The sequence below is a fragment of the Streptomyces sp. NPDC053427 genome, assembly GCF_044544985.1.
Lineage (GTDB): Bacteria > Actinomycetota > Actinomycetes > Streptomycetales > Streptomycetaceae > Streptomyces.
In genome coordinates, this window is the sequence record NZ_JBITYA010000009.1 from 38,324 (window position 1) to 51,524 (window position 13,201).

The following is a 13,201-nucleotide window of genomic DNA, read 5'->3' on the forward strand; positions in this document are numbered from 1 at the left end:
GGTACCCCGGAATCCCTGGGGTACCGGCCCGGAATCCGGGCTACCGGGGCATCGCCGCGGGGCCCTCACACCACCCGCAGCCGCAGCGATTTCACGCCATGGATGAAGTTGGACACCAGCCGCTGCGGTGGCGCGGCGAGTGCCAGTGCGGGCAGCAGGTCGCGGGTCTCCTCGTAGAGCACCCGCAGCTGGAGGCGGGCGAGGTGTGCGCCCAGGCAGACGTGCGGGCCGTCGCCGAACGAGACGTGGGGGTTGGGGGTACGGGTGAGGTCCAGCCGGTGCGGGTCGGCGAAGACCCGCTCGTCGTAGTTGGCCGAGCCGTGGAAGACGACCACCTTGTCGCCGGCGCGGAGCGGGCGGCCGGCCAGTTCGGTGGCGTACGCGGCGGTCCGGCGGAAGCTGAGCACCGGCGGGTGCCAGCGCAGCAGCTCCTCCACGCAGGCCGCCGTCGGCACCGCCCGGGCGCGCAGCGCGCGGTAGGCGGCCGGGTGCCGGGCCAGTGCGAGCAGGCCGCCGGGGGCCGCGCTGCGGACGGTGTCGTTGCCCGCGATGGTCAGCAGGAAGAAGAACATCTCCAGCTCGGGCGTGGCCAGTTCGCGGTCGGCGGCGAGGACGGTCATGACGTCGTCGCCCGGGTTCCGGCGCTTGTGGGCGGCCAGCTGCCGCGCGAAGGCGAACATGTCCTGGAGCATCGCCGGGGAGCGCGGGTTCGCGGGGCGGCCGTCCGCGCCGGAGGCGGCCGGGCCCGCTTCGTCCGGGTCCTGGTAGCCGATGACGCGCCGGGTCCAGTCCAGGAGCAGCCCGCGCTCGCCGGGCGGGACGCCGAGCAGGTCGGCGAGGTTGAGCAGCGCATAGTCGTCCGTGACGCGGGCGACGAGGTCGCATTCGCCGCTCCCGGCGCGGGCCTCCTCGACCGCCGCCGTCAGCAGGCCGCGGGCCCGCTCGCGCGCCACGGCCTCGAAGCGCTCGACCCGGCGCGGGGTGAAGGCACGGCTGACCAGGCGGCGCAGCCGTCCGTGGTCGTTGGAATCGCCCCCGCTCGACCGCGTGCGAGAGCTCGGGGCAGGGTCCTGGTTGAGCATCATGCGGCGGATGAACGGCAGGTCGGCGGGGTCGGGATCGCGGATCTGGGTGGCGCCCAGACGGGAGGAGAAGGTGCGGGCGTCCTTCAGGACCCGTACGACGTCCTCGTGCCGGGTGACCGCCCAGAAGCCGGGGCCGGCGGGCCAGCCGAGCACCTCGGGCTCGTCCTGCCAGGCGACCGGGTGCCGGTCGCGCAGCAGCCGGTAGGCGGCGTGCGGCAGCCCGTCGGCGTAGCGGCGCGGGTCGAAGACGTCCGGTACGGCCATCAGGCCCGCGGCCGGTCGTCGCCGTCGGCGCGCAGGAAGTCCTCCACGGCCCGGATCAGCTCCAGCGGCGTCTCGTCCATGGCGTAGTGCCCGGCCGACGGCAGCTCGACCAGCTCGCTGTCGGCGTACCACCGCAGCCAGGTCTGCCGCGCGAGTTCGGCGTTCAGCGCGGGGTCCAGCGTCCCGGTGACCGCGAGCGCCGGCACCGCCGAGCCCTCGACCTCGGCGGCGAAGCCCTCGGTGGCCCAGGAGTCCAGCCAGGCGCGGAACGCCTTGGGGTCGCTGCACTCCAGGGACCGGCGCACCATCCGGTCCAGCCAGGCCGCGGGGCGCTGCCCGCCCGTGGTGAGGTCGATGATGACCCGCCGGTTGTCCGGGGCGTGCGCCGCGCCGGCGAACAGCTCCCACTGCTCGGGCGGCAGCGGCAGCCCGGAGGCGGGTACCGGAGAGATGCCGACGAGCCGGCGCAGGCGGTGCGGTGCCGCGGCCAGCACCCGCTGGGCGACGCTGCCGCCCATCGAGTGGCCGATCACCGAGAACCGTTCCCAGCCCAGCCGGTCGGCGAGCGCCAGCACATCGGCCGCGCCCTCACCCGTGGTGTAGGCGCCGGCCGCCGCCTTCGCCTCGCCGTAGCCGCGGAGGTCGACCAGCGCGTACTGGAAGGTGTCCCGGTCGAGGTCCGGCAGTACCGGGTCGAAGGCGGAGCGGTCGGCGAACCAGCCGTGCACCGCGATGACCTTGTGCGCTCCCCGGCCGTGCAGGGCATGGGGCAGTACGAAGGAAGCCACGCTCGCTCCAGAGGGGTGACGGAGCGCGCCCTGGGTGGGCGGCGCCTGCGGTCCCAGACTGGCGTCGGCCGCTCCACCGGGCAAGGGCGCCGCGGGCCCGCCGGTCTACTGCGCCGCGTCGAGCCCCTCGGCCGCCCGCCGCTCCCGCAGCTCCATGATCGCGCGGCGTCGGGCGAGGCGGTGGGTGCGGCGGATCTGGGCCTCCTGGTAGCGGCCCTTGTCGCGCTCGGTCTCGGGGAGCACCGGCGGTACCCGGCGCGGCTTGCCGTGTTCGTCGACGGCGGCGAAGACGAGGTAGGCGGAGCCGACCTGCTGGGCCGGGGTGGATTCGTTCCAGCGCTCGGCCAGGACCCGTACGCCGACCTCCATGGAGGACCGGCCGGTCCAGTTCACCTGGGCCTTCACATGCACCAGGTCTCCCACCCGGACCGGCTCGAGGAAGGCCATCTCGTCCATCGAGGCCGTCACCGCGGGGCCCCCGGAGTGCCGGCCGGCCACGGCGCCCGCCGCGTCGTCGACCAGTTTCATGATCACGCCACCGTGCACCGTCCCGAGGAGATTGGTGTCGGACGCGGTCATGATGTGCGACAGCGTCGTACGGGAGACGGAAGTGGGCTTGCCCGCGAGCTCGCCCTCCTGGCTGTTGGTGACGAGTTCGGTCATGCCGACCAGCCTAAGCGGGGCTTTCGCGAGGCCGCCCGGAACCGAGCGTGACGCCCGTCTCGTGACCGCTCTCTCCCCGCGTGACGCTGGTCACCCCGCCCTCGCCGGAAACTATCCGGAATGACTTGTTCCGATACACGCGCCGGAATGGTCACGGCCCCTTGCACTATGGGCGGGAAGGCCGTCGTCTCTTTGCATCAGCTCTGCAACAGCCCTGGCCCGATCCGGCACCCGCTCTATTGGGCGGTCCCTCTTGGCGTGCACACTGCCGGTTATGAATGAGTGGCCCAATGGGTGGTCCGGGGACCAGGACGGCAACCGGTACGGACGCGGCAGCGGCAGCGCCGATCCGGAGGGCGCGCGTGCCATGCGGCAGGTGCGGCGCGACGCCGGCTCCGGCTACCCCCGAAGCGAACCCCCGCTGCCCCCGCAGATGTCCCCGCGCCGCGGCTCGGTCCCGCCGCAGCAGTCCCAGGGCTACGACGAGTACGACAGCGGCTACAACACCGGCCAGGTCTACGGCGGCGGAGGCGGCGGCCGCGACGGCGACGGCTACGACGGCTCGTACGGCCGCGGCGGCGCCCGGCCGCGCCCCAACTGGGGCCGCCGCATCAAGTGGACCGTCCTGACGCTGGTCGTGGTGCTGGCCGTCGCCTCCGTCGCCACGTACTTCTGGGCGGACGGCAAGCTGCGCCGCCAGGTGGACCTGAGCAAGGTCATCGACCGGCCGGAGGCCGGTGACGGCACGAACTACCTGATCGTGGGCTCGGACAGCCGCGAGGGCATGACGGCCGAGCAGAAGAAGAAGCTGCACACGGGCTCCGCCGACGGCAAGCGCACCGACTCGATGATGATCCTGCACGACGGGTCCGACGGCCCGACGCTGGTCTCGCTGCCGCGCGACTCGGACGTCGAGATACCCACCTTCGTCGGCTCGGACTCCGGCAAGAAGTACCCGGGCACCGGCCGCCACACCAAGCTCAACGCGGCCTACGCCGAGGACGGCCCGGAGCTGCTGGTGCGGACCGTCGAGTACAACACCCACCTCCACATCGACCACTACGTCGAGATCGGTTTCGCCGGCTTCGCCAACATCGTGGACTCGATCGGCGGGGTCGAGATGGACATCCCCAAGGCGTTCAAGGACAAGTGGTCGGGCGCCGACTTCCCGGCGGGCAAGCAGACCCTCAACGGCCAGCAGGCCCTCGCCTTCGTCCGCACCCGGCACGCCTTCGCGGGCAGTGACCTGGACCGTACGAAGAACCAGCAGAAGTTCCTGGGCACCCTGGCCGGTCAGGTCGCCACGCCGGGCACGATCCTCAACCCCTTCAAGCTCTACCCGACGATGAGCGCCGGCCTGGACACCCTCATCGTCGACAAGGACATGAGCCTGTGGGACCTGGGCCAGATGTTCTTCGCGATGAAGGGCGTCATGGGCGGCGACGGCAAGTCGATGAACATGCCGGTCTCCGGCTCCACCGGCGGCAACCTGGTCTGGGACAAGGCCAAGCTCCGGCAGCTGGTGCAGCAGCTGAACAACGACGAGAAGGTCACGGTCAGCGGCAACTGACCGACGGCGGGGACAGACCAACGCCGGAGGGCCCGTACCGCAGCTGCGGTACGGGCCCTCCGGCGTTGCGGCGCCCGATGCTCGGCGCCTGACGCGTACTACGGCAGGTTCCGCGCCATCACGATCCGCTGGACCTGGTTCGTGCCCTCGTAGATCTGGGTGATCTTGGCGTCGCGCATCATGCGCTCGACGGGGTAGTCGCGGGTGTAGCCGTAGCCGCCGAGGAGCTGGACGGCGTCCGTGGTGATCTCCATGGCGGCGTCCGAGGCGTAGCACTTGGCCGCGGCGCCGAAGAAGGTGAGGTCCTCGTCCTTGCCGCCGGCCGAGATGCGCTCGGACTTGGCGGCCGCGGCGTAGGTCAGCTGGCGGGCCGCCTCCACCTTCATGGCCATGTCGGCCAGCATGAACTGCACGCCCTGGAAGTCACCGATCGGCTTGCCGAACTGCTTGCGCTCCTGGACGTAGCCCTTGGCGTAGTCCAGGGCGCCCTGGGCGATGCCGAGCGCCTGGGCCGCGATGGTGATGCGGGTGTGGTCCAGGGTCTTCATGGCGGTGGCGAAGCCGGTGCCCTCGGCGCCGATCATGCGGTCGGCGGGGATGCGGACGTTGTCGAGGTAGACCTCGCGGGTCGGCGAGCCCTTGATGCCGAGCTTCTTCTCCGGCGCGCCGAAGGAGACGCCCTCGTCGCCCTTCTCGACGACGAAGGCCGAGATGCCCTTGGAGCGCTTCTCGGGGTCGGTCACGGCCATCACCGTGTAGTACTCGGAGACGCCGGCGTTGGTGATCCAGCGCTTGACGCCGTTGAGCACCCAGTAGTCGCCGTCGCGTACGGCCTTGGTCTTCATGCCGGCCGCGTCGGAACCGGCGTCCGGCTCGCTCAGGCAGTACGAGAACATCGCGTCGCCCTTGGCGAGCGGGCCCAGGTACTTCTTCTTCAGCTCCTCGGAGCCGGAGAGGATCACCGGGAGCGAGCCGAGCTTGTTGACGGCCGGGATGAGGGAGGAGGAGGCGCAGACCCGCGCGACCTCTTCGATGACGATGACGGTGGCCAGCGCGTCGGCGCCGGCGCCGCCGTAGGCCTCCGGTACGTGCACGGCGTGCAGGTCGTTGGCGACCAGCGCGTCCAGCGCCTCCTGGGGGAAGCGCGCCTCCTCGTCGACCGCGGCGGCGAACGGCGAGATCTTCGCCTCGGCGAGCGCACGCACCGACTCGCGGAGCATGTCGTGCTCCTCCGACGGCCGGTACAGATCGAAATCAGCGGTTCCCGCCAAGGTTTCTCACTCCCCTGTGAGCTGATGCTAACTACCGTTAAGTAACTCGTTACGTCTTCGGATTCTAGGCCTCGGTCCGGGCTACGGATACGTGAGGTTGCCGACAGCCTCCTGGCGGGGGGCGCACGGCCGGGTCCGCGCGCAGGGGGCACGACTATGCTCGGTCAGCACCATTTCCCCCGGAAGCGTCTGGAGCAGCATCCATGGCCCCCAAGATCACCGTGATCGGCACCGGCTACCTCGGTGCCACCCACGCCGCCGCCATGGCCGAGCTGGGTTTCGAGGTGCTGGGCCTGGACGTGGTGCCGGAGAAGATCGAGATGCTCCAGCGCGGCCGGGTCCCGATGTACGAGCCGGGGCTGGAGGAGCTGCTGCGCCGCCATGTCGCCGGGATCGAGGGCTCGAGCGGACGGCTGCGCTTCACCACCTCCTACGAGGAGGCCGCGGCCTTCGGCGATGTGCACTTCGTGTGTGTGAACACGCCGCAGAAGCACGGTGAGTACGCCTGCGACATGACGTATGTGGAGAGCGCCTTCGACGCGCTGGCGCCGCATCTGACCCGGCCCGCGCTGGTCGTCGGCAAGTCCACGGTGCCGGTGGGCAGCGCGGCCCGGCTCGCCGTACGGCTGGCGGAGAAGGCCCCGGCCGGCGAGGCCGCCGAGCTGGCCTGGAACCCGGAGTTCCTGCGCGAGGGGTTCGCCGTCCAGGACACCCTGCACCCCGACCGGATCGTGGCGGGCGTGGCGAGCGAGAAGGCCGAGGCGCTGCTGCGGGAGGTCTATGCGACGCCCCTCGCGGAGGGCTCGCCGTTCATCGTGATGGACTACCCGACCGCCGAGCTGGTCAAGACCTCCGCGAACTCCTTCCTGGCGACGAAGATCTCGTTCATCAACGCCATGGCAGAGGTGTGCGAGGCGGCCGACGGCGATGTGGTGAAGCTGGCCGAGGCCATCGGGCACGACGAGCGGATCGGGAAGAAGTTCCTGCGGGCCGGGATCGGCTTCGGGGGCGGGTGTCTGCCCAAGGACATCCGGGCGTTCATGGCGCGCGCCGGTGAGCTGGGCGCGGACCAGGCGCTGACGTTCCTGCGCGAGGTCGACTCCATCAACATGCGGCGCCGCGGCCATATGGTCGAGCTGGCCCGCGACGCGGTGGGCGGCGGCTTCCTGGGCAAGCGGGTCGCGGTACTGGGGGCCACCTTCAAGCCGGACTCGGACGATGTACGGGATTCGCCGGCGCTGAACGTCGCGGGTCAGATCCATCTCCAGGGCGGCCAGGTGACGGTCTACGACCCGAAGGGGATGGAGAACGCGCGGCGGCTGTTCCCGACCCTGGCGTATGCGGACAGCGCGCTGGAGGCGGTGCGGGGCGCCGATGTGGTGCTGCATCTGACGGAGTGGAACGAGTTCCGGGAGCTGGATCCGGCGGCGCTGGCCGAGGCGGTCTCCGAGCGCCGGATCCTGGACGGGCGCAACGCCCTGGATCCGGAGCTGTGGCGGAAGGCCGGGTGGACGTACCGGGCGCTGGGCCGCCCGCAGGCGTGACCCTTTCCTACGAGGACTCCGCGCGTCGGGCGCGGTAGGTCCGCATCTTCGCCCGGCTGCCGCAGACCGCCATGGTGCACCAGCGGCTGCGGCCGGCCGGGCTCTTGTCGTAGAAGACCCAGCGGCAGTCATGGGCCTCACAGGCCTTGAGCCGGGTCCAGGTGCCGTCGGCGGCCGCGGTGGCGATGCCCGCGGCTATCCGGGCGGTCAGGTGGGCGGCGCCGCGGAGCGCGGCGGCCGGGCGCAGCGCCGCGCCGCCGTCGGCGCCGACGGCCAGGACCAGGGGTGCGCGGGCGAGCAGCCGGTCCAGGGTCCCGGTGGTGTCCGCATCCACCTCCGTACGGGTCGTATGGGCGACGCAGACCGCGCGCAGCGCCTCCCTCAACTCCCGCAGCTCGGCCGGAGCCGACGCCGGCTCCCCTTGGCCCAGGGCGGCTTCGGGCACGCCGTGCGCGCGGAGGAAGGCCGTCGTGCCGCCCTCCGCCGCCAGCGCGTCCTCGCCCGTCTCGACGTCGAGGGTGTTCACCAGGTCCTGCACCAGAAGCAGGGCGTCGGGAGCTGTTCGGTCGGCCACCCTTGCCACGTTACGTGAAGACCGCCATGATGCAGTAACGAAGTTACCGGTTGATACGAGGAAGAGGTAACGCCATGGCTCTGATCGATCTCGGCGTCACGGTGCTGGACTGCCCCGACCCGCGGGCGCTCGCCGACTTCTACGCCAAGATGCTCGGCTGGCGGGTCGAGGACTCGGACGAGGCGGACTGGGTGGAGGTCGCCGGGCCCGGTGGCCGGACGCTCGCCTTCCAGCAGGTGGACGGCCCCTATCGGCCGCCGCGCTGGCCCGGTCAGGACCAGCCGCAGCAGTTCCATCTCGACTTCGACGTCCGCACCGCCGACATCGACGAGGCCGAGGCCAAGGTCATCAGGCTGGGCGCGAAGCTGGTCCAGCCCGATGACGGCAAGCGGGACTTCCGGGTCTACCTCGATCCGGCGGGGCACCCCTTCTGCCTCTGCCTGAAGTAGGCCGCGCGGCCGCTCCGGGCGCTCACACCCGTGGCCCGTCCAGCCGCGCGATGGTCGCGGTGGACGGGACCCGGCGGCCCCGTACCGCGCGCGCGACGAGCTCCGCGCCGCGCACCGCCCGCAGCGCATTGCCCCAGGTCAGAGCGGCAAGATCGCGGAAGGACCAGCCCCGGTCGATGAGTTCGGCGATCACCAACGGATAGCCCGCGACGTCCGGGACCGGGCTGCGGTGCGTACTGGCCGGATCGGTGTCGAAGCCGGCGCCGAGGCCGACGTGGTCGGGTCCGGCCACCGTCCGGATGTGGTCGAGGTGGTCGGCGACGTCCTGGACGGAGGCGGGGACGCTGCCGCACGCGAGGTGTTCCGGGGTGAAGGTGACCATGCAGACCCCGCCGTTGTGGGGCAGCAGCGTGAGCACCTCGTCGGGGACGTTACGGGCGTGCCCGGTGACCGCGCGGGCCGCCGTGTGGCACAGCAGCACCGGGGACTTGGTGATCGCGAGGGTGTGCCGCATGGTGTCGGCGGAGCACCACGACAGGTCGATCAGCATGCCGAGGCGGTTCATCTCGCGGACCACCTCCTCGCCGAACGGCGTCAGCCCGCGGGCCCCTGGCGCGTCGGTGGCGGAGTCCGCCCAAGGGGTGTTGCGGTCGGCGGTGAGCGCCAGGGAGCGTACGCCGAGCCGGTAGAAGGACCGCAGGACGCCCAGCGAGCTGTCGATGGCGTGACCGCCGGCGGAGCCGAGCAGCGAGGCTATCCGGCCGTGGTCGCGGGCCTCGGTCATATCGTCCGCGGAGAGCGCGAGGTGCAGCGCGTCGGGGTAGGCGCGGACCAGCGCGTGGACGAAGTCGATCTGCTCCAGCGTCGCGCTGACGGCCGCCTCGCCGGTCAGGTCGGTCGGCACCTGGAGGGACCAGAACTGGCCGCCGACGCCGCCGGCCCGCAGCCGCGGGATGTCGGTGCGTACCCCGGTCTCGCCGTGGTCCAGGTCGAAGCGGTGGCCGGGGGTCAGGTCGTGGCCGGTGCGCTGGCGCAGTTCCCACGGGAGGCCGTTGCAGCCGTCGACGACGGGGTACGCGGCGAGCAGGGCGCGGGCCCGGGCGAGCGGGCCGCGCAGATTGAGCGGCAGCGGGCCGTCGGACTCGGCGCCGGCCTCCGGGTCGAGGGCCTCGTCGGGGTCGATGACACCGGATATCTCCGCAATGCCGGTGGAGTCGGTCAGCTCGGCGGGGGCGAGATCGGCCATGGCGTTCTTCCTCCCGGGGAGGGGCGCGCGGTCGGGGGAGCTCGTTGTGGACGTCGGGCGGGCAATGGTGACGCCACCGTCGCACGCGGGCCCGTACGGTTCGCGGTGAGCGATGCGTACGGGTTAGCACCGTCCGTCGCGGTGGTGCGGTGGATGGGGGCCGGGAAGCTCGGTTGCCCCGCCGGAGCCGTCCGCCCCGGCCCCCTCGACAGGCCCTAGCCGTCCAGCTGCTCGATCGTCGCGTGGGAGGGGCCACGGCGGCCCTGTTCCTCGCGCGCCACGTCCTCGGCGGCGCGCAGCGTGCGGACCGCGTTCTGCCAGGTGAGCTTGGCGAGGTCGGCCTCGGACCACTTGCGGTCCAGCAGCTCGGCCAGCAGGTTCGGGTAACCGGCGACATCGGCCAGGTCGGCGGGGGTGAAGGCGGTGCCGTCGTAGTCGCCGCCGATACCGATGTGGTCGACGCCCGCGACCTCACGCATATGGTCGAGGTGGTCGGCGACGGTGGCCGCGGTGGCCTTCGGCCGCGGGTGGGCGGCCTCGAAGGCCCGCTGGACCGTCATGCCCGCCTCGGTGGTGTCGAGGTGGTGCAGCCCGTGCGCACGCATGTTCTCGTCGGCGCGCAGCGTCCATTCCCCGGCGGCCGGCAGCACGAACTTCGGCACGAAGGTGGCCATCGCGGTGCCGCCGTTGGCGGGCAGCTGGGCCAGGACGTCGTCGGGGACGTTGCGCGGGTGGTCGCAGACGGCGCGCGCGGAGGAGTGCGAGAAGATCACCGGCGCCCGGCTGACCCGGAGCGCGTCGCGCATGGTCGTGGCGGCGACGTGGGAGAGGTCGACGAGCATGCCGAGGCGGTTCATCTCGCGGACCACCTCCTCGCCGAAGGCGCTGAGGCCGCCGGCCCGCGGCTCGTCCGTCGCCGAGTCGGCCCACGCCAGCGAATCGTTGTGGGTGAGCGTCATATAGCGCACGCCCAGCTCGTACAGGGCGCGCAGCGTGGCGAGGGAGTTGTTGATGGAGTGGCCGCCCTCGGCGCCCATCAGGGACGCGATCCGGCCCTGCGCGCGGGCCGCCTCCATGTCGCCGGCGGTGTGCGCCGCCCGCAGGTCGTCGGGGTAGCGGGCGATCAACTGCCGTACGACATCGATCTGTTCGAGGGTGGCGCTGACCGCCGTGTCGCCGACGTAGTCGGCCCGTACGTAGACGGACCAGAACTGGGCGCCGACGCCGCCGGCCCGCAGCCGGGGGATGTCGGTGTGCAGATGGGCGGACTGGTCGCCGGCGATATCGCGCCGGTCGAGGTCGTAGCGGACCTGCTCGCGCAGCGCCCAGGGCAGGTCGTTGTGGCCGTCGACGACGGGCCAGCGCGCGAGCAGGTCCGCCGCGGCGTCCCGGGAGGCGCTCACTTGCCGCTGCCGAAGCCGAAGCCGCTGGGGGTCGCGACCTTGTTGCGCAGCCGCTTGCCCTTCTCGGTGGCCTGGTCGTTCAGCTCCTGCTGGAACTCCCGCATACGGGTGAGGAGTTCGGGGTCGTGGGCGGCGAGGATCCGGGCGGCGAGCAGCCCGGCGTTACGGGCGCCGCCGACCGAGACGGTGGCCACCGGGACGCCGGCGGGCATCTGGACGATGGAGAGCAGGGAGTCCATGCCGTCCAGGTACTTGAGCGGCACGGGCACGCCGATGACCGGGAGCGGGGTGACCGAGGCCAGCATCCCCGGGAGGTGGGCGGCTCCCCCGGCGCCCGCGATGATCACCTTCAGGCCGCGCTCGGCGGCGTCCTCGCCGTAGGCGATCATCTCGCGCGGCATCCGGTGCGCCGAGACGACATCGACCTCGAAGGGGATCTCGAACTCGGCGAGGGCCTGGGCGGCGGCCTCCATGACGGGCCAGTCGGAGTCGGAGCCCATGACGACGCCGACGGCAGGAGAGCTGCTTGTCATTCGGTGATTGTTCCTCGCAGATAGCCGGCGGCGTGCGCGGCGCGCTCGCGCACGTCGGCAAGGTCGTCGCCGTAGGTGTTGACGTGACCGACCTTGCGGCCGGGCTTCACGTCCTTTCCGTACATGTGGATCTTCAGCTGGGGATCGCGTGCCATGCAATGCAGATACGCCGCATACATGTCGGGATAGTCGCCGCCGAGGACGTTGGCCATCACCGTCCACGTGGCGCGCGGGCGCGGATCGCCCAGCGGAAGGTCGAGCACGGCGCGGACGTGGTTGGCGAACTGCGAGGTGATCGCGCCGTCCTGGGTCCAGTGGCCGGAGTTGTGCGGGCGCATCGCGAGCTCGTTGACGAGGACCGCGGGCTCGCCGTCGGCGTCCCTGACCTCGAACAGCTCGACCGCGAGGTGGCCGGTGACGTCGAGCTCGTCGGCGATGCGCAGGGCGAGCTGCTGGGCCCGCGCCGCGAGGGAGGCGGACAGGCCGGGCGCCGGGGCGATCACGGTGTCGCAGACGCCGTCGACCTGGATCGACTCCACGACGGGATAGGCGACGGCCTGGCCGTGCGGCGAGCGGACGACATTGGCGGCCAGTTCCCGGACGAAGTCGACCTTCTCCTCGGCCAGAACGGGCACTCCCGCACGGAACGGCTCGGCCGCCTCCTTGGAGGATCGTACGAGCCATACTCCCTTGCCGTCGTACCCCCCTCGGACGGTCTTGAGGATCACCGGGAAGCCCTCGCCCTCCTCGGCGAACCGCTCCACGTCCTGGGGGTCGGAGACGATGCGGTGCCGCGGACAGGGCACGCCGATCGCGTCCAGCTTCGCGCGCATCACCCCCTTGTCCTGGGCGTGCACCAGCGCCTCGGGACCGGGCCGCACGGGAATGCCGTCGGCCTCCAGCGCCCGCAAGTGCTCGGTGGGAACGTGCTCGTGATCGAAGGTGATCACATCGCAGCCGCGAGCGAAGGCGCGCAGCGTCTCCAGGTCGCGGTAGTCGCCGATGACGACCTCGCTCACCACCTGGGCCGCCGAGTCCTGCGGGGTGTCACTGAGGAGCTTGAACTTGATGCCGAGGGGGATACCCGCCTCGTGGGTCATACGGGCGAGCTGACCGCCGCCGACCATGCCGACTACCGGGAACGTCACGCTCCCCAGGGTATCCGCACATCAGCGCTGCCCCGACCCGTCTTTGGATGATCCTCCGAATACGAACGTTCGGGGATCACCCGCGAAGACCGCCTGGCGAAGATCGGTGCGGTCCGGGGACGGCGGCGCCGGGGATCGGCGAGGCTGTGGGTCGACAGGCCCGCGGACCGGCCGGGGCCGCGGACCGGCGAGGCGAAGGAGAGAGCGGATGGGGACCGGTGACATAGCGAGGAACTCCCGGCTGCTGGTGATCGCCGTCGCGATCGTCACACTGCTGATCGCGGTCCACTCCGTCGTCAGCCAGCTGTCCGGACCGAAGGTCTACGACCCCGGCAGCACCGAGATATCCGTCCGGGCCGGCGAGCACTTCGAGATACGGGTCCCGGACGGGCCCGCCGACGGCCTCCACTGGGTCGTCGCCGCCCCACGTCCCGATCCGGCCGTTCTGAAGCCCGCCGGAAACCACCTCGAAGCGGACGAGCCGCCGCCGTCCGGCGAGGGCGGCTCCCGCTACTTCGACTTCGAGGCGGTCGGCGCGGGCCGTACGGATCTGCGGCTGCTGCGCTGCCGGCGGTGCGACACCGGAGCCGGCGGCGCGGACGGCGCCCGGAGTCTCGTTTTCCGTATCACGGTCGGCTGAACCGGACCGGGCCCGCGGAGTTC

General features: G+C 71.8%; 13 protein-coding genes. 4 read left to right on the plus strand and 9 right to left on the minus strand.

Annotation, left to right across the window (positions count from 1 at the left end; translation table 11 throughout):
- Nucleotides 1–65: 65 nt before the first annotated feature.
- The 3 genes from ACIGWZ_RS24730 to ACIGWZ_RS24740 form a co-directional block, all read right to left on the minus strand.
- Entirely contained in the window at nt 66–1,349 is a 1,284-nt protein-coding gene (locus ACIGWZ_RS24730; RefSeq protein ID WP_400068123.1) for a cytochrome P450, read from the minus strand.
- A complete protein-coding gene (locus ACIGWZ_RS24735) occupies nt 1,349–2,137 on the minus strand; it encodes an alpha/beta fold hydrolase (RefSeq protein ID WP_400068125.1) in 789 nt (262 codons plus the stop codon). The genes ACIGWZ_RS24730 and ACIGWZ_RS24735 overlap by 1 nt, the downstream gene beginning before the upstream one ends.
- Nucleotides 2,138–2,242: 105 nt before the next feature.
- On the minus strand, nt 2,243–2,800 hold the full coding sequence (locus tag ACIGWZ_RS24740) for an acyl-CoA thioesterase (protein WP_400068127.1): 558 nt from the start codon (nt 2,798–2,800) through the stop codon (nt 2,243–2,245).
- Between the two features lie 274 nt (nt 2,801–3,074).
- Here ACIGWZ_RS24740 and ACIGWZ_RS24745 point away from each other — a divergent pair, with 274 nt between their 5' ends.
- A complete protein-coding gene (locus ACIGWZ_RS24745; RefSeq protein ID WP_400068129.1) occupies nt 3,075–4,370 on the plus strand; it encodes an LCP family protein in 1,296 nt (431 codons plus the stop codon).
- 98 nt (nt 4,371–4,468) lie between these two features.
- Here ACIGWZ_RS24745 and ACIGWZ_RS24750 read toward each other — a convergent pair whose 3' ends face one another.
- Nucleotides 4,469–5,641 carry an acyl-CoA dehydrogenase family protein gene (locus ACIGWZ_RS24750; protein ID WP_400068131.1) on the minus strand — a complete coding sequence of 391 codons (1,173 nt, stop codon included), beginning with the start codon at nt 5,639–5,641 and terminating at the stop codon, nt 4,469–4,471.
- A gap of 203 nt (nt 5,642–5,844) precedes the next feature.
- Between ACIGWZ_RS24750 and ACIGWZ_RS24755 the strand changes: the two genes are divergently transcribed.
- Entirely contained in the window at nt 5,845–7,185 is a 1,341-nt protein-coding gene (locus ACIGWZ_RS24755; protein WP_400068133.1) for a UDP-glucose dehydrogenase family protein, read from the plus strand.
- A 7-nt stretch (nt 7,186–7,192) separates the two neighbouring features.
- Here the strand turns inward: ACIGWZ_RS24755 and ACIGWZ_RS24760 are convergent, their stop codons facing one another.
- Nucleotides 7,193–7,759, minus strand: coding sequence for a CGNR zinc finger domain-containing protein (locus ACIGWZ_RS24760; protein ID WP_400068135.1), 567 nt, complete (start codon nt 7,757–7,759; stop codon nt 7,193–7,195).
- A gap of 74 nt (nt 7,760–7,833) precedes the next feature.
- Between ACIGWZ_RS24760 and ACIGWZ_RS24765 the strand changes: the two genes are divergently transcribed.
- Nucleotides 7,834–8,208 (plus strand): VOC family protein, encoded by a 375-nt coding sequence (locus ACIGWZ_RS24765; RefSeq protein WP_400068137.1) that lies wholly within the window; start codon nt 7,834–7,836, stop codon nt 8,206–8,208.
- A 22-nt stretch (nt 8,209–8,230) separates the two neighbouring features.
- On the opposite strand, the gene ACIGWZ_RS24770 is transcribed toward ACIGWZ_RS24765, so the two are convergent.
- The 4 genes from ACIGWZ_RS24770 to ACIGWZ_RS24785 form a co-directional block, all read right to left on the minus strand.
- Nucleotides 8,231–9,454, minus strand: a complete 1,224-nt coding sequence (locus ACIGWZ_RS24770; protein ID WP_400068139.1) for a dipeptidase — start codon at nt 9,452–9,454, stop codon at nt 8,231–8,233.
- Between the two features lie 215 nt (nt 9,455–9,669).
- Nucleotides 9,670–10,857 (minus strand): dipeptidase, encoded by a 1,188-nt coding sequence (locus ACIGWZ_RS24775; protein WP_400068141.1) that lies wholly within the window; start codon nt 10,855–10,857, stop codon nt 9,670–9,672.
- Nucleotides 10,854–11,390 (minus strand): 5-(carboxyamino)imidazole ribonucleotide mutase, encoded by a 537-nt coding sequence (gene purE / locus ACIGWZ_RS24780; protein WP_400068143.1) that lies wholly within the window; start codon nt 11,388–11,390, stop codon nt 10,854–10,856. The genes ACIGWZ_RS24775 and purE overlap by 4 nt, the downstream gene beginning before the upstream one ends.
- Complete coding sequence (locus tag ACIGWZ_RS24785; RefSeq protein ID WP_400068732.1) at nt 11,387–12,517, minus strand: 5-(carboxyamino)imidazole ribonucleotide synthase; 1,131 nt, start codon at nt 12,515–12,517, stop codon at nt 11,387–11,389. Before ACIGWZ_RS24785 ends, purE begins: the two co-directional genes overlap by 4 nt.
- A gap of 229 nt (nt 12,518–12,746) precedes the next feature.
- On the opposite strand from ACIGWZ_RS24785, the gene ACIGWZ_RS24790 reads away from it, so the two are divergent.
- Nucleotides 12,747–13,178, plus strand: a complete 432-nt coding sequence (locus tag ACIGWZ_RS24790; RefSeq protein WP_400068145.1) for a protease inhibitor I42 family protein — start codon at nt 12,747–12,749, stop codon at nt 13,176–13,178.
- Nucleotides 13,179–13,201: the final 23 nt, after the last annotated feature.